The 15,392-nt window shown below is 68.5% G+C and carries 13 protein-coding genes; 12 read left to right on the top strand and 1 reads right to left on the bottom strand.

The features are described 5' to 3' along the window. From MET9862_RS19895 to MET9862_RS19855, 9 genes are all read left to right on the top strand, one after another. Positions 1 to 1,377 (top strand): chemotaxis protein CheA (locus MET9862_RS19895; protein ID WP_142584625.1); only part of this gene is annotated, 1,377 nt, incomplete at its 5' end. Beyond that, the gene (locus MET9862_RS19890) at positions 1,377 to 1,640 is read left to right on the top strand and encodes an STAS domain-containing protein (protein ID WP_142584624.1); all 264 of its coding nucleotides are present in this window, start codon (positions 1,377 to 1,379) and stop codon (positions 1,638 to 1,640) included. The genes MET9862_RS19895 and MET9862_RS19890, both read left to right, overlap by 1 nt. Next, a complete protein-coding gene (locus MET9862_RS19885) occupies positions 1,637 to 2,398 on the top strand; it encodes a ParA family protein (RefSeq protein ID WP_142584623.1) in 762 nt (253 codons plus the stop codon). Before MET9862_RS19890 ends, MET9862_RS19885 begins: the two co-directional genes overlap by 4 nt. Positions 2,399 to 2,552: 154 nt before the next feature. Beyond that, positions 2,553 to 2,939: a response regulator gene (locus tag MET9862_RS19880; RefSeq protein WP_142584622.1), complete on the top strand. Its 387-nt coding sequence runs from the start codon at positions 2,553 to 2,555 to the stop codon at positions 2,937 to 2,939. A 205-nt stretch (positions 2,940 to 3,144) separates the two neighbouring features. Further along, positions 3,145 to 4,431 (top strand): methyl-accepting chemotaxis protein, encoded by a 1,287-nt coding sequence (locus MET9862_RS19875; RefSeq protein ID WP_185156942.1) that lies wholly within the window; start codon positions 3,145 to 3,147, stop codon positions 4,429 to 4,431. A 560-nt stretch (positions 4,432 to 4,991) separates the two neighbouring features. Continuing rightward, the gene (locus MET9862_RS19870; RefSeq protein WP_142584620.1) at positions 4,992 to 5,198 is read left to right on the top strand and encodes a hypothetical protein; all 207 of its coding nucleotides are present in this window, start codon (positions 4,992 to 4,994) and stop codon (positions 5,196 to 5,198) included. A 20-nt stretch (positions 5,199 to 5,218) separates the two neighbouring features. Further along, entirely contained in the window at positions 5,219 to 6,064 is an 846-nt protein-coding gene (gene cysE / locus MET9862_RS19865; protein WP_142584619.1) for a serine O-acetyltransferase, read from the top strand. 425 nt (positions 6,065 to 6,489) lie between these two features. Beyond that, positions 6,490 to 7,881 carry a family 2B encapsulin nanocompartment shell protein gene (locus MET9862_RS30495; RefSeq protein ID WP_142584618.1) on the top strand — a complete coding sequence of 464 codons (1,392 nt, stop codon included), beginning with the start codon at positions 6,490 to 6,492 and terminating at the stop codon, positions 7,879 to 7,881. Then, entirely contained in the window at positions 7,868 to 9,856 is a 1,989-nt protein-coding gene (locus MET9862_RS19855; protein ID WP_142584617.1) for a family 2A encapsulin nanocompartment cargo protein cysteine desulfurase, read from the top strand. Before MET9862_RS30495 ends, MET9862_RS19855 begins: the two co-directional genes overlap by 14 nt. A 265-nt stretch (positions 9,857 to 10,121) precedes the next feature. Here MET9862_RS19855 and MET9862_RS19850 read toward each other — a convergent pair whose 3' ends face one another. Continuing rightward, positions 10,122 to 11,348: an acyl-CoA dehydrogenase family protein gene (locus tag MET9862_RS19850; protein ID WP_142584616.1), complete on the bottom strand. Its 1,227-nt coding sequence runs from the start codon at positions 11,346 to 11,348 to the stop codon at positions 10,122 to 10,124. 431 nt (positions 11,349 to 11,779) lie between these two features. Here MET9862_RS19850 and MET9862_RS19845 point away from each other — a divergent pair, with 431 nt between their 5' ends. From MET9862_RS19845 to MET9862_RS19835, 3 genes are read left to right on the top strand one after another with little or no spacing between them, the layout of a single operon-like run. Beyond that, on the top strand, positions 11,780 to 12,781 hold the full coding sequence (locus tag MET9862_RS19845; protein WP_142584615.1) for an aliphatic sulfonate ABC transporter substrate-binding protein: 1,002 nt from the start codon (positions 11,780 to 11,782) through the stop codon (positions 12,779 to 12,781). Between the two features lie 6 nt (positions 12,782 to 12,787). Then, on the top strand, positions 12,788 to 13,831 hold the full coding sequence (locus MET9862_RS19840; protein ID WP_142584614.1) for an LLM class flavin-dependent oxidoreductase: 1,044 nt from the start codon (positions 12,788 to 12,790) through the stop codon (positions 13,829 to 13,831). 21 nt (positions 13,832 to 13,852) lie between these two features. Continuing rightward, positions 13,853 to 15,190: an LLM class flavin-dependent oxidoreductase gene (locus MET9862_RS19835; RefSeq protein WP_142584629.1), complete on the top strand. Its 1,338-nt coding sequence runs from the start codon at positions 13,853 to 13,855 to the stop codon at positions 15,188 to 15,190. The last annotated feature ends 202 nt before the right edge of the window (positions 15,191 to 15,392 follow it).

Genomic DNA, 15,392 nt, shown 5'->3' with positions numbered 1-15,392 from the left:
CTCGCCGACCACGGCGGCGACGAGCCGACGGTGGCGCGCCGCCTCGCCGAGGCGCTCGTCCCCCGGACAGCGGCCGGGGCCCTGGCGCCGGCACCGGCCGCGCTGCAGGCACCGCAAGGCCCGTCCGGGGAAGGCCTGCTCCCCATCGCCGCTCCGCCGGAGGTCAGGCCGGCGGAGCCGAAGCCGGCCGAGGACGGCCGTGGGCCCGCCCGCATGCTGCGGGTGGACCAGGGCAAGGTCGATGCGCTGATGAACTTCGTCGCCGAGCTGACGGTCGCCAAGAACGGCCTCGCCTATCTCGCCGAGCGCGTCGAGCAGGTCTCGGGCTCGCGCCAGCTCGGACGGGAGATCAAGGAGCAGTACGCCGTCATCGACCGGATCGCCCAGGGCCTGCAGGTCGGCGTCATGGCGATCCGCATGATGCCGGTGAGCCAGGTCTTCCAGCGCTTCCCCCGGCTCGTGCGGGACATCACGCGCAAGCTCGGCAAGGAGGTCGAGCTCGTCATCCAGGGCGAGGACACCGAGGCCGACAAGAACGTGCTGGAGAGCCTGGCCGACCCGCTCATCCACATGGTGCGCAACAGCCTCGACCACGGCATCGAGACGCCGGAGACGCGGCGCGCGGCGGGCAAGCCGGCCCACGGCACCCTGCGCCTCTCCGCGCGCCAGGAGAACGACAACGTCATCATCGAGGTCTCCGACGACGGCCAGGGCATCGACCCGCAGGCGGTGCGCGCGAAGGCGCTGCGCAGCGGCCTGATCAGTGCCGAGCAGGCGGCGCAGATGAGCCCGGAGGACCTCGTCAACCTCGTCTTCGCGGCGGGCTTCTCGACCAAGGAGCAGGTCTCGGACCTCTCCGGCCGGGGCGTCGGCATGGACGTGGTCCGCTCCGCCGTCCGCAAGGCCGGCGGCGACGTCTGGCTGACGAGCCGGGTCGGCGCGGGAACCTGCGTGACGGTGCAGCTGCCCCTCACCATGGCGGTGACCCGCATCGTCACCATCGCGGTGCAGGGCCAGCAATTCGGGGTCGTCATGGATTCCGTGGTGGAGACCGTGAAGGTGCTGCCGTCCCAGATCCACCGCATCAAGCAGCGCGAGACCTTCGTCCTGCGCGACGCGGTGATCCCGCTCGTGCGGCTCGCCGACAGCCTCGGCCTCGAGCCGGCGCACGACGCGCACCCGGACGAGGAGGCGGTGATGGTGGTCCGGGTCGGGCGCGAACGCATCGGCATCGTGGTGGACGGCTTCCGCGAGCGGATGGAGGTGATCGTGCGGCCGCTGGACGGCCTGCTCGCCGGCCTCGCCGGCTTCTCGGGCACGGCGCTCCTCGGCGACGGCCGCGTCCTCCTCGTCCTCAACCTGCCGGACCTCATCTGATGCCCCTCGACCTGCGCGACGATTGCCTTGTGCTCACCGGCCACTGCCCCATCGAGGAGGCCGAGCCGCTGCTCGACGCCCTGCGCGGGTCGGCGGTGCCGGTGGTCGACCTGTCCGGCCTCGAACGGGCCCACACCGCCATCCTGCAGGTGCTGATGGCGGCCGCCCCCGCGATCCGCGGCGAGCCGGCCGATCCGGCGGCCGCGGCCTGCCTCGCCGCCCTGCCGCGGGCGGAGGCGTCGGAGCGGGGTCGCGCGGGATGAGCGCGCGGGTGATCGCCGTGTCCAACCGCAAGGGCGGGACGGCGAAGACGACGACCACGGTCAATCTCGCCGCCGCGCTGGGCGACCGGGGCTGCCGCGTGCTCGTGGTCGATCTCGACAGCCAGGGCCATGCGGGTCTCGGCTTCGGCGTGAAGGCGGCGCCGGGCCAGGCGACGGTGCACGACGTGTTCCGGGGCGCCGGGGCGGCGCTCGCCGACGGCGTTCAGGCGACCGCCTATCCGAACGTCGACGTGCTGCCCGCCGACCGTACCTTCGGAGGCGTCCCGGGCGCGATCCCGCCGCTGGCCCTGGCCGAGGCGCTCAGGCCGCTCACCGGGACCTATCGGGCCGTCCTCATCGATACGGCGCCGACGGCCGATGCCCTGCTCGTCAGCGCCCTCGCGAGCGCCCACCACGTCCTCGTTCCCACGACCCTGCACCATCTCGCCATCGATGGCGTCGGGCAGTTCGCGCGCTCCTTCTTCCGGGTCGCCACGACGCTGAACGCGGGCCTGCACGGCCTGTCGATCCTGCCCGTCCAGATCGATCTGCGCATGACGATGCAGCGGGAGACCCTGGAGCGCCTGACCGCCCAGTTCGGCCAGGAGCGCCTGCTCGTCGGCATCCGCCCCGACATCGCCCTGGCAGAGGCCTTCGGACAGCAGCAGCCGGTCAAATATTTCAAGCCCCGATCACGGTCCGTTCAAGATTTCGAGCACTTATGCGACGCCGTGATGGATAAAATTATCCCCGCCTGACTCACCAAAATTCCAACATGGACTCACGAAATAAATATTCATCGAAATCCATACACCGTCCAGAAATCAAATAGACCGACAATCGATTCTCCGGATCTGCTGCCGCCCCGTGCGGACATCCGGCCCATGAGAGACCGAAGAGGGACCGAGTGCCATGAGTGCGATCCTGCTTGTCGACGACTCGCCGACGATCCTGTCGAGCATGTCCGGGATTCTCACCCGGTCGGGCTATGCCACGGAGCAGGCCGTCAGCGGCGAGGACGCCCTCGCCAAGGTGCGGGCGGGCCTCGCGCCCGGCCTGGTGATCACCGACTTCCACATGCCCGGCATCAACGGCGTGCAGCTGATCCAGGAGCTGCGCAAGCTCGCCCCAACCCGCTTCGTTCCGATGCTCGTGCTGACGACCGAGTCGCAGCCGGAGAAGCGCGACGAGGCCCGCAAGGCCGGCGCGACCGGCTGGCTGGTGAAGCCCGTCCAGCCCGACAAGCTCCTGCAGGTCATCAAGCAGGTCGCGCCGGCCGTTCTGCCCCGCGCAGCCTGAGCGCGAGCGCCGTTCCGGATCGCGCGGCGACCGGAAACGGCTCGATGCCCTTGTGTTGAAGCGCTCCCCCGCCGAACCGGCATCCCTGTCGGCTCGCGCGCGCTCAAGCCGGACCGTTTCGATCCGGCGCCCCCGTTTCCGCCCGCTCGGACAGGCTCCCTTTGGCTGCCGCGCCCATCTTCACGCTTCCATGGCTCCCGCCCCGATGCAGATCGCAGACGTCCCCGCGCCCGATCGGTTCGAACTGAAGGCGCTTCTTCTCGGCGGGGCCTCGGGCATGGCGGCCGGAACCACGCTCTGGATCCTGGATCTGGTTCAGATCTGGTCCGTCCTCCAGGCCGTGGTCTATGCGGGTTGCGGCGGCCTCGCCGTGCGGCTTCTGCAGCGCGACGGTCGCCGGGCGCCGTTCACGCAGGCTTCGGCGGCCGAGACGGCGACGGTGGATTCCCCGGCTCCGCCGGACCTGTCGCAGGGCGCGGCCTCTGCGCGAGGCGCGGCCGAGGCGGAGGAGCGTCCCGCGGAGGCGCGCGAGGCCGCCGCGACACTCGCGCAGCTCGATCCCTTCTTCAGCGTGACCGAGCAGCAATTGCGGAGCGTCGTCGCCCAGACGGAAGCGGCTGCCGGCGATATCCTCGCGGCCCTGCGGACCCTCGACGCGGTGCACGCCCGAAGCGCGTCCTGCCTCGCGGCGACACGCGGGCGCATGGTCGGCCTCGCCGAGGACGGCGACGGGGCGCTGCGCGCCCTCGCCGGCGCCCTCAACGCCTATCTGCACGACCGCCTTGAGAGCACCCGCGCCGAGCGCATCGCCATCAGCGGCGTCGGCGAGCAGATGCGCAACCTCGATGCGCTCACCATAGGCCTGGAGAAGGTCGGCGCGGCCACGCGCATGCTCGCCCTCAACGCGAATATCGAGGCGACCCGGGCCGGCAGTCACGGGGCCGGCTTCCAGGTCATCGCCCGGGAGCTTCAGAACCTCGCCCAGGGTTCGCAGGAGGCCATCGCCGAGGCGCGGCGCCGGGTCACGGCCGTGCAGCAGACGATCGACGGCGTCGTGGCCGCTGCGAGCAACGCGGCGCAGAGCGAGGCGGAGGAGGCACGCATCCAGGTGCTGATGGCCGATCTCGACGGGATCGCCGAACGCACCACCCGGATCATCGCCGGCATGGCGCGCACGGAGCTCACGGAGATCGAGGCGCTGAGTGGAGAACTCGGTGAGCAGGTGCTCGCCGTGTTCGGACAGATCCAGTTCCAGGACGTCGTCCGCCAGCAGATCGAGGCGGTGGGCCTGTCGGTTCGCATGCTCCACGATCTGCTCGCCGACCTCCGGCAATCGCTCGACGGCATCGAACCGACGAGCCCCCTCCGGCCCGATGTCCTGCTGGAGGCCGTCCGCGCCAATTACGTCTCGCAGATCCAGCGCGAGGCCGATGCCCGGGCGGTCGGCGCTCAGGCCGGACCAGCCGAGAGCGCGATGATCGAGCTGTTCTGATCCGCGCCACGCTCGGGGCGTCGGCCGCCGGAGCCGGGACGCGGGCCCGAGCGTCCGAGACTTCCCGCCATCGCGTCTGGCTGGAAATTCCCGCCAAAGATTCACGCGCGCCGACGTGAATGATCCCCGCGCTCGCCCGAACGGGAAAGCGTCCTTCCCTCCGCACAGGTTTGGCGTGCCCGCGCGACAGGCGCCGCGCGGGCTCCGCGCGCCGGCGGCGACCGCCGACATCGTGAGGCCGGCCAAGCCTTTGGCCGCGATGGACCCCGGCCCGCCCCTGGCCGCGCGCTCCGAATCCCTGCGCGATCCCGGAGGCTCCCCGGACGCGCACCGGCTCGACAAGACGCGCTTGCAAAATCGCGCGGAGTACCCAATTATCCAATTACAACAATTACTTAGCGAAAAAAAACGTGCTCCCGCACGCATCCTTCGCGACCGAAACCTTCTCCAGCGGCCGTGGACATCAGGAAGAGCTTTCCCACGGGCGGATGCGGGCGTCTCACCAGTCTCTTCCCATACAGGATCGGGCCGACGCAGTCGGGCCCAGGGAGTTCGGCGCCATGGCGGCAGCGACGGTGATGCAGGGCGATCAGGTCGTGTTCGAGCGGCTCGACCTCGCCGAGGCGCTCGGGATCTGGCGCCACGCGCGGGGCCGCGTGGTGGGGATTCACGGCCAGGGCCGGGGCGTGGCCACCATCGACGTGAAGTTCGAGGGGCACGAGACCCTGCAGCGCTACCTGCCCGATCTGTTTCGGCGGATCCACTGACCGGGCGCGGGGGAACGGGCATGACGGCGACCACGGCGATCCAGTCGCCGCTGCGCGCCACCAGCCGCGGCACGGCGGAGGCCGACGTCTGGGCGGCCCTGCGCGCGGAGGCCGAGGCGGCGCTCATCGAGGAGCCGCTCTATGCCGGGATCGTCCAGGCGACGGTCCTCGACCAACGCGGCCTGCCCCAGGCGCTCGCCTACCGCCTCGCCCACCGGCTCGGCGACGGCGACCTCGCCCGGCTCTCCATGCGCGACCTCTGTCTCGCCGCCTTCGAGGCCGACCCCGATGCCGGGGCGCATGCGGTGCGCGACCTCGTCGCCATCCGCGAGCGCGACCCGACCTGCCGCCGCTATCTCGATCCCTTCCTGTTCTACAAGGGATTCGCTGCCCTCGAAGCCTACCGGGTCGCGCACTGGCTCTGGCACCAGGGCCGGGCCACGCTGGCGCTCCACGTCCAGAGCCGCATCTCCGAGGTGTTCGGCTGCGACATCCACCCGGCGGCGCGGATCGGCTCGGGCGTCTTCATCGACCATGCGACCGGCGTCGTCATCGGCGAGACCACCATCATCGCCGACGACGTCTCGATCCTGCAATCGGTGACTCTCGGCGGGAACGGGAAAGAGAGCGGCGACCGACATCCGAAGATCGCGCGCGGGGTTCTGCTCAGCGTCGGCGCCAAGGTGCTCGGCAACATCCGGGTCGGAGAAGGGGCCAAGGTCGCCGCCGCCGCGGTGGTGCTGCACGACGTGCCGCCCCATACCACCGTCGCGGGTGTTCCGGCCCGAGTGGTCTCGCGGCTCGCACCCGAGGAGCAGCCGGCTCTGACCATGGACCAGTCCTTCGGTTTCGGCGACGGGATCTGAGCGCCGGCCTCGGGAAAAATCCTGCTCGGGAAAATCGCACCTCCCGCCCCGGCAGCCCCGCTCGGCGGAAGAACATATTTCTACTCATCTCGTCTTTTGCAGCACCGCATTCTTTGGATGCGATGCACCAGAGCAAGTCCATCTCGGCCCAGCGATCATTTTAGAAGATCATTCCGTTGACCGAGCTTCGTCGCTGAGCTTATCCCTACATCGCCGAGACCGGCGGAGCGAATCCGCCGAACCGGCCAATTGATACTTTCACTGCGCCGGATCGACCAGATCTCGGCCGGATCCGCGCGGTCTCTCTTCCGAGATCGACGCGGGAATGCTTCCTCGCGGCTGCACCTTCGCGTGCCGCGGCCCCACAGCGGGGCCGGACGCCGCCCGACCCAGCACCGGAACCAGACGGCAGGAGTGACCAGACGATGAGCGGACCCGGTTTGAGCGTCAGCGCCTCAGCCGCGCGCAATCTTGCGACGGCGACCGTCACCTCCGTCCAGAACGCGGCCAATACGCCGCGCTGGCTCCTGCGGCTGCTACCGTTCGTGGATGTTCCGGGCGGCGTCTACCGCGTCAACCGTCGCGCTGTGGTGCTGGCCAAGCCCGGCCGCATCGATCTCGCCACCGAGGACAAGGGCCGGGCGATCCGTCCCGGGTCGCTCCGCGCCGTGCCGCTGTTCAGCCGCCTGGGCGATGCCGAACTTGCCGCCCTCGCGGGCAAGTTCACCGAGAGCACGCACAAGGCGGGCGAGGTGATTCACGAGGAGGGCTCGAAGGGCCGCAGCCTCGTCGTGGTCGCCGACGGCACCGTCGAGCTGACCCTGTCGGGCCCCTATAAGGGCCGCCTCCGCCAAGGGCTCGCCACGCGGGGCGACTATTTCGGCGACGGGGACCTCGTCGGCGAGGCCGCGCCGGCGCCCGCCGTCAAGGCGCTCTCGGCCGTCACCCTGCTGACCCTCGACCGCGCCGCAGTCGAGACCGACGAGATTCGCGCCAGGATCGCCCAGCACCAGGAGGAGCGCGACCGGCTCAAGGGTCACACCAACTCCTACGGCGAGCAGGGCATCGAGCTGCTGGCGGTGCATGCCGGCGAGCCGCGCCTGCCCACCACCTTCGTCGATTACGAGGTCGATCCGCGCGAGTACCACCTCTCGACCATCCAGACGATCCTCAACACCCATACCCGCGTCACCGACCTCTACTCGAACGAGATCGACCAGCTCCGCGAGCAGATCCGCCTCACCGTCGATGCGGTGAAGGAGCGCGAGGAATGGGAGCTGCTCAACAACTCGGCCTTCGGCCTGCTCAACGAGGCCAGCGGGCGCCAGCGCATCCCGACCCGCGGCGGCCCGCCCACTCCGGACGATCTCGACGAGTTGCTGACCCTGGTCTGGAAGAAGCCCGCCTTCTTCGTGGCGCATCCCCGCGCCATCGCGGCCTTCGGCCGGGAGGCGACGCGCCGAGGCGTGCCGCCGGTGGTGGTGCATCTGTTCGGCGCGCCCTTCATCACCTGGCGCGGCGTGCCGCTGGTGCCGAGCGACAAGCTCCCCATCGACATCGATCCGGTGACCGGCGCCCAGACCACCTCGATCCTGCTGCTCCGCGTCGGCGAGGGCGAGCAGGGCGTGGTCGGCCTGCAGAAGTCGGGCGTGACCGGCGAGATCGAGCCCGGCCTGTCGGTGCGCTACATGGGCACCAACGACCACTCGATCGCCTCGCACCTCGTGACCCGCTACTTCTCGGCCGCGGTGCTGGTCGAGGACGCGATCGCCCGTCTCGATAACGTGCTGCTCGGCAACTACCATGACTACGCCTGAGGCGCCGGCCATCGGTCTCCCCTCGGGGAACCCGGGCGAGCTCGCCCACGCGGATCTCGTCGGGCGCCTCGCCCGCGAGATCTACGGGCAGGGGCAGGCCGCGAGCCAGCCCTTCGCCCCGGCGATCCCCGCGGGACCGCAGATCCCGCAGGCGCTGGAGAGCCTGCCGCAGGGGCCCGCCGGCGCACCGCTCCCGAACGGCGCGGTCGGTCTGCCCTCGGCCCCGGCCGGGGGCCAGCCCTCCGGCCTGCAGCCGGATGCGCAGGCGCTCGCCGCCCGCTCCTTCGGCGCGCCGCCGGTCGGCCTGCCCGGCCTGTCCGGGCCGACGCTGCCCAACCTCGCGCCCGCGAGCCCGGCCTTCCTCGACACGGCCGCGATCCCGCCGGTCCATCCAACGAGCCCGCGGCCGGTCCTGCCGGACTTCGCATTCCCCGCAGCGCTGCCGACCACCTTGCCGGGCGGCCCGGACCTGTACCGGCAGATCGCGGCGGACCACCCGCGCGCCGCCGCCTTCGCCCGGGCGCTCGCCCCCCACCTGGTGCCGGCCGACCCGTCGCGGGCGGGCGTGGACGAGGCGCAGGAGAGCTTCGCCCGGACGGGCCGCCTGTCGCGGGCGCCCGAGGCTCCACCATCCGACTACTATTTCCTGGATCGCGAGCCACGGCCGGCCCGCAAGGCCCCCGCCGTCCCCCGCGTCGAGCCGACCCGCTCGCCCGGCCCCGCTCCGCGCCTGACCGCGCAGAGGTCGAGCCCGGTGGCGGCGCCCTTCGACGTGGAGCATGTGCGCCGGCACTTCCCGGCCCTGCATCAGAGCGTGAACGGCCATCCGCTGATCTGGCTCGACAACGCCGCGACCACACACAAGCCCCAGGCCGTGATCGACGCGACCTCGGAGTTCTACGGGCGCCACAACTCGAACATCCACCGGGCGGCGCACACCCTGGCGGCGCGCTCCACCGACCTGTTCGAGGGCGGGCGCGAGGCCGTGCGCCGCTTCCTCAACGCGCCGAGCAAGGACGACATCGTCTTCCTGCGCGGCACCACCGAGGCGATCAACCTCGTCGCCAATTCCTACGGCCGGGCCCATATCGGCCCGGGCGACGAGATCATCGTCTCGACGATCGAGCACCACGCCAACATCGTGCCCTGGCAGCTGCTCGCCCAGGCCACGGGGGCGACGATCCGGGTCATCCCGGTCAACGACCGCGGCGAGATCATCTTCGAGCAATACGCGGCCCTGCTCTCGGGCCGCACGAAGATCGTCTCGGTGACGCATGTGGCGAACGCCCTCGGCACCGTGAACCCGATCGCCGAGATCATCGCGCTCGCCCATGCGTACGGCGTGCCGGTGTTGGTCGACGCCGCGCAATCGTCGCCGCATATGCCCTTGGACGTGCAGGCCCTCGACGCCGACTTCCTGGTCTTCTCCGGCCACAAGGTGTTCGGCCCGACCGGCATCGGAATACTATACGGAAAGAGTGCTTTGCTTGCGGCGATGCCGCCCTGGCAGGGCGGCGGCCACATGATCGAGGACGTCACCTTCACGAAGACCATATATAAGGGCGCACCGGAGAAATTCGAGGCGGGCACGCCAGACATCGCCGGGGCGGTGGGCCTCGGTGCGGCGCTCGATTATCTGGAAAGCGTCGGGCTTCCCGCAATCGCGGCCTACGAGCACGACCTCCTCGAATACGCGCAAAGCGGCCTCGCCGAGGTGAAGGGGCTGCGCCTGATCGGCACGGCCCGTGAGAAGGCGAGCGTGATGTCCTTCACGATCGCGGGACAGGAGAACGAGGCGGTAGCCCACCATCTTGACGCGCATGGCATCGCAGTGCGCTCCGGTCACCATTGCGCCCTGCCGGCACTTCGCCGCTTCGGCGTCGATCAATCGGTTCGCGCCTCGCTCGCCTTCTACAACACCCGCGCAGAAATTGATGTCTTTCTGAAGGCGCTCCACACTCTGCCGCGCACCTGAAGACCGATCCGGCTCACCTCGAAGCAGGTGAGCCGGATCCACGAGCATGTGCTGGACGCGATCCACGGCAGACCGCATCGACGACCTCAACGACGATGTCGATCCGCCCGGGCATTCAATAGCATTGGCGCGTGTCAGCGGCTGCCAAGCGAGCGCGCCAAGCAGCACGGAATAAGTTCAGACTGCGCCAGCGCGACCATCCGAGCACGCTGCCGGCAATGAGCTGGAGGCAGGCGCCTCCTGTGCCTGCGTGTGCACAAACTCTTCAGGCCGTTCCGACGCGGTACTGCCGCGGCGGCGCACTCCCGTTCACCGCGAAAGCTCCGACGATACGATCGCGATAGATCCGCGGATTGTGCGAGGCGATGGTGCGAGCGTTGCGCCAATAACGGTCGAGGCCAAGCCCTTCCTTCACGGCAGAAGCGCCAAGCGCGTCGAACAGTCCGGTCGTCGCTTCCAGAATGAGGCTAGTCACCACCGTCACGGCTTGATTGACCTCAACGTCGGCGAGCGCCGTTGCATGCTCGGCGGCCGGACTCGCCGCACCGGCCAGATGAGCTTCATAAGCGCGCTCCAGAGCGGCTGCGGCTTTCAGGACGATCGCGCCCGCGGCATACGCGTTACCGCGTACCCGTCCAACGACCGCCTGGACTTGAGGGTCGTCCGCCGTACGGCCGGCATTGCCATGACTGTAGACACGGGTGCGCTCGGCGACCAATCGGGCGACGTCGTTTGCCGCCGCCCTGCCGATACCCGCAAGCGTGGCCAGATGCACGAGTTGAAAGAATCCCATCGCGTACGGAAAGCGCGCCGGATCGGGTTTGATCAGTTCAGGCGCGAGGACCACGCCCTCGAAATGCACGGTGCCGCTGGCGGTCAGCGCCTGCCCGAACCCATCCCAATCGTCCAGGATGGTGACACCCGGCGCACGGGTCGGCACAGCGGCAACCACAGGCTGTCCGTCCTCGTCTTGCGCAGAGAGGTGGATGTAGTCCGCAAACAGAGAGCCTGTGGTGTAGAACTTTTGCCCCTCGACGACGCGCTCAACACCGCGCGTACGAACCACGGTGTCGAACTGGCCGACCTTGGCCTGCCCCGTTTCCGAGACGCCGCTGCCGACCGTCTCGCCACTGCCGATCCGCTCTATCCAGCGGATACGCCATTCTGGGGAGGTGGAGCAGAGGACATCCTCCGTGAAACCGAAATGGGCGCGCAGGGCGTTGGTGACGTTGGAATCGGCCTCGGACAGCTCGATTAACAGGTTGAACAATTCGGGCAGGCTCGCCCCATGGCCGCCGGAGACCGGCGCTAGGCGCAGGGTGGTGAAATTGGCCTCACGCAGCCAACCGATCTCCGCATGTGGAAGCCTGCGCGCGCGGTCGCGCTCGACCGCCGTGGTTCGGATCTCGGCGAAGATCGGCCGGAAACGGTCGGCCAGGTCCTCGTAGCGCACGCTCGGGCCGGCGCCCCAGCCCGCATCCGTCTGCCTCATCGCCCAGTCATCCCATCCAATGTCACGACAGATCAGACACCGTGTTGCGCCTTACAAGCAGCGCAGCACGTCACTCTGCAACAGCGGTGTATCGCCGCCGCAAGCGCCGAGCGTCAATGAAATATAAGCGCCAATTTTAAGCACGAGAGAGAGACATATACCATTATTCACCTATTTGTCGAAATGATTACCCTCGTGCTGCAATCATTTCTGACTATCTCTAAGGATTAAGATACGATTTTGTCACTTCCAGATGGACCGATCAGCAGATAACATATTCCCCATCTCACAAATAAAATAGAATAAAAATCTGAAATTGAACGCAAAATTGCAAGCACATACCGTTGAACAGACCGATCCTTCTGGGTTTCATAAAAGGAGGCCCGGCAGGGGATCGCATTCCGCTCCAGGCCCCTCATCCGGAGCTCGCTATGACTGACGGTGCCTCGCGCAGGCTTTTGACCACCCGCCGCTCCGTCCTGTGTGGAGGGCTCGGCACGGTAGCCGCCTCCGCGATCGGCATGCCCATGGGCGCGCCGGCCGTGCATGCCGCCGGGCGCGTTGTGAAGATCAGCATGCAACGCTCCTCGGTGCTGTTCACCGTGCTCAAGGTCCGGGGCACGCTGGCGGAGCGTCTCGCGCCCCTTGGCTTCGAACCGTCCTGGCACCTGTTCACCAGTGTGATCGAGCCAATGAACGCGGGTGCCGTCGACATCCATGCGGACGTGGCCGATGCGGTGCCGATCTTCACGCAATCCGCTGGCGCGCCACTCACCTTCTACGCTCGCGAGCGCGGAGCGCCATCTGCCGAAGCCATCATCGTGCCCGCCGACTCCCCGATCCGGACGGTCGCGGACCTGAGGGGCCGCACCGTCGGCGTCTCGCGCGGCTCGGGTAGCCACTATGTGCTCGCCGCCGCGCTCAAGCGGTCGGGCCTCAGTTTCGCCGACATCAAGCCAGCCTATCTCCAAGCGCCTGAAGGGGCTGCGGCGTTTGAGAAGGGCAGCATCGACGCGTGGTCGATCTGGGATCCATTCCTCGCCTTCGCAGAGGCCAAGCGCCCTGTGCGCACCGTCGCGGACGGCACCGGGCTGACAAGCTACCATCGGTACTATCTCGTCAACGACCGGTTCGTCGCCGAGCACCCGGAGGTGGTTTCCGCCGTCTACGAAGCGCTCTCAGAGGCGGGCCGCTGGGTGAAGGCCAATCCCGAGGCGGCGGTCGCGCTGCTCGCACCCGTCTGGGGTGACTTGCCGCCCGCCGTGGTCGCGGCAGCCAATGCCCGGCGCAGCTACACGGTCGAGCCGGTTGAGCGTGCGCAACTCGGCGAGCAGCAGGATATCGCAGACGTGTTCCTCGAGGCCAAGCTCATACCGCGCCGGATCGACGCGACGGACGTGAAGATCTTCCGGCCATCCACCGTGAAGGGCTGAACGCCGATGTCTGACGCCCCTCGCTTCGGAATCTGGGCCGCCGTCCACGGCTCTCGCGCCGCCCATCACGATCCCGACGAGCCCGACGATGCCAGCTGGGAGCGCAATCGCGCCCTCGTCCTGGAAGCCGAAGCCTTGGGCTTTGACTCCGTTCTGATCGCCCAGCACACGGCCAACCCCTTCGACGACGAGCGTGATCAGTTGGAGGCCTGGACCGCCGCCGCTGCGCTGGCGGCGCTCACCCGGCGGATCGAGATCATCGCTGCGATCAAGCCGGGGCTCTACCATCCGGTCGTGCTCGCCAAGATGGCGCTGCAGATCGAGCATATTGCGCGCGGCCGCTTCGCGCTGAATCTCGTCAATGCCTGGAACCGCGCGGAATTCGAGCGGGCCGGCTTGCCCTTCCCGGCCCATGACGACCGATATGCCTATGGCCGCGAGTGGATCGACTGCGTGGGCCGGTTGATGCGCGGCGAACGCGTCTCCATCCAGGGCGATCATTTCCGGATCGAGGACTATCAGCTCCGGCCCGCTGGCACCTTCCGCGTACGCCCGAGGATCTATCTCGGGGGCGAATCCGAGCCGGCCCGCGCACTCGCGGTTGATCAAGCCGACGTCTGGTTCATCAACGGCCAGCCAATTGACGAGGTCCGGGCGCTGATCGCCGATGTTGCGCGCCGCCCGGCCGCGAATGGTCCGCTGCGCTACGGTCTCTCCGCCTTCGTGATCGCGCGGGAAACCGACGCGGAAGCGGCAGACGAGCACGCCCGACTCCTCGCCCTCGCGCAACGGGATGCGACCCTGCGCGCCGAGACCCGCGCTCGCACCGATGCGGCAAGCGTGATGTTCGCCAAGACGGAGGCGGCATCGAGCCGTCATGTCGGCACCAATGGGGGCACTGCGGCGGGGTTGGTCGGCAGCTACGAGACGGTGGCAAACCGCATCCGTAGCTTTCATGAGGCCGGCATCGAGCTGTTCATGCTGCAATTTCAGCCCTTCGAGGCTGAGATGCGCCGCTTCGCGGACGCCGTCCTGCCCCGCATCCGCTGAGGAGCCGCCGAGACAATGACTTTGCGCGCCCGACAGCTGCACCTCAACGTCAACCTGCTGCATTCGGGCGTCTACCCGTCCGCTTGGCGGCTTCCGGGCAGCCGACCGGACGCCTTCGTGAGCATCGACCACTTCGTGCACGTCGCGAGGGTGGCAGAAAAGGCGAAATTCGATGCGATCTTCTTCGCCGATACACCCGCCATCAACGATCGCGTCGATTACCGGCCCATCAACGCTCTGGAGCCGACCATCGTGCTGGCGAGCGTTGCCGCCGCAACCAGTCATGTCGGCCTGATCGCAACCGCCTCCACAAGCTACAACGAGCCTTTCAACATCGCGCGCCGCTTCGCCAGCCTCGACATCGTCAGCGGCGGACGAGCAGGCTGGAACGTGGTGACGACGGCCGATGCGGCGGCCGGTCGCAACTTCGGCCGCGAAGGCCCCGTGGAGCATGGTAGCCGCTACGCACGCGCCCGCGAATTCACCGAGGTCGTGCACGCCCTGTGGGACAGCTGGGAGGACGACGCGTTCTTGGGCGATAAGGCGAGCGGGCGCTTCGTGGATCCCGCGAAGGTCCACCCGATCCGCCATCGCGGCCCCCATTACAGCGTCGAGGGCCCGCTCACGCTGCCCCGGAGCCCGCAGGGGCGGCCGGTGACGGTGCAGGCCGGCGGATCGGATGACGGGCGGGAACTCGCCGCAGCAACCGCCGATGCGGTGTTTTCGCTCGCTCAAACCATCGAGGATGGCGTCGCCTATGCCCGGGACCTGAGGGCGCGGACCATCCGCTACGGTCGGGCGCCGGACGCGATCATGATCCTCCCGGGACTCGCCACTGTGATCGGTTCGACCGAGGCCGAGGCGCAACGGCGCCAGGAGGAACTCTGGGAGCAGGTACCTGTCGAGTACAGCCTCGCCCGGCTAGCCGGTACGCTGCAGGTTCCGGTCGAGCGGCTGGTCCTCGACGAGCCGTTGCCCGATCCTCTGCCGCTGCCGGAAAACGCCAATCACACGATGTTCCGCGGCACCGTAGCGCTGGCGCGCCGAGGCAATCTGACGGTGCGCGAGCTCCTGCGGGCCCTCGGCGGCGGTGTCGGCCACCGCATTCACGTCGGCACGCCGGAGCAGATCGCCGATGACATGGAGGCGTGGTTTCGAGCGGGCGCGGCAGACGGTTTCAATCTGATGCCGGATGTGCTGCCGGACGGTTTGGAGATCTTCGCCGACGCGGTCGTACCGATCCTGCAACGGCGTGGCCTCTTCCGCACCGATTATGCCGGGGATACTTTGCGCGATCATCTCGCCCTTCCACGTCCGGCAAGCCGCTTCGCGCCCGGTTCCGCATCCCGTTCGGCCTAACGGTCACGCATTCAGCAAGGGCGACACCATTGTCCGTACTGCGACCGATCTGGTTGTCGGCCTCATCGCGGACTTTTGCGAGCCGTCATCCCCGTAACGTCCGCACCGCCTGCAGCACTGGCCCAGAGATCCGCGTTCGATCGGTACGGATGAAGACTGTATTCCGCAGTGCGAACGGATGCGCTCGTGCCTCGAGTCAGTC

It is taken from the genome of Methylobacterium symbioticum (assembly GCF_902141845.1).
GTDB lineage: Bacteria > Pseudomonadota > Alphaproteobacteria > Rhizobiales > Beijerinckiaceae > Methylobacterium > Methylobacterium symbioticum.
Note: the sequence above shows the minus strand (reverse complement) of the source record. Positions and strands in the feature narration are given on the sequence as shown.

What these genes read in the sequence shown, in the direction of transcription:
- MET9862_RS30495 (WP_142584618.1), top strand. Translation starts at nt 6,490, where the DNA reads ATGAGCGGACCCGGTTTGAGCGTCAGCGCCTCAGCCGCGCGCAATCTT.
- MET9862_RS19875 (WP_185156942.1), top strand. Translation starts at nt 3,145, where the DNA reads ATGCAGATCGCAGACGTCCCCGCGCCCGATCGGTTCGAACTGAAGGCG.
- MET9862_RS19840 (WP_142584614.1), top strand. Translation starts at nt 12,788, where the DNA reads ATGTCTGACGCCCCTCGCTTCGGAATCTGGGCCGCCGTCCACGGCTCT.
- MET9862_RS19845 (WP_142584615.1), top strand. Translation starts at nt 11,780, where the DNA reads ATGACTGACGGTGCCTCGCGCAGGCTTTTGACCACCCGCCGCTCCGTC.
- MET9862_RS19870 (WP_142584620.1), top strand. Translation starts at nt 4,992, where the DNA reads ATGGCGGCAGCGACGGTGATGCAGGGCGATCAGGTCGTGTTCGAGCGG.
- MET9862_RS19855 (WP_142584617.1), top strand. Translation starts at nt 7,868, where the DNA reads ATGACTACGCCTGAGGCGCCGGCCATCGGTCTCCCCTCGGGGAACCCG.
- MET9862_RS19890 (WP_142584624.1), top strand. Translation starts at nt 1,377, where the DNA reads ATGCCCCTCGACCTGCGCGACGATTGCCTTGTGCTCACCGGCCACTGC.
- cysE (WP_142584619.1), top strand. Translation starts at nt 5,219, where the DNA reads ATGACGGCGACCACGGCGATCCAGTCGCCGCTGCGCGCCACCAGCCGC.
- MET9862_RS19880 (WP_142584622.1), top strand. Translation starts at nt 2,553, where the DNA reads ATGAGTGCGATCCTGCTTGTCGACGACTCGCCGACGATCCTGTCGAGC.
- MET9862_RS19885 (WP_142584623.1), top strand. Translation starts at nt 1,637, where the DNA reads ATGAGCGCGCGGGTGATCGCCGTGTCCAACCGCAAGGGCGGGACGGCG.
- MET9862_RS19850 (WP_142584616.1), bottom strand. Translation starts at nt 11,348, where the DNA reads ATGAGGCAGACGGATGCGGGCTGGGGCGCCGGCCCGAGCGTGCGCTAC.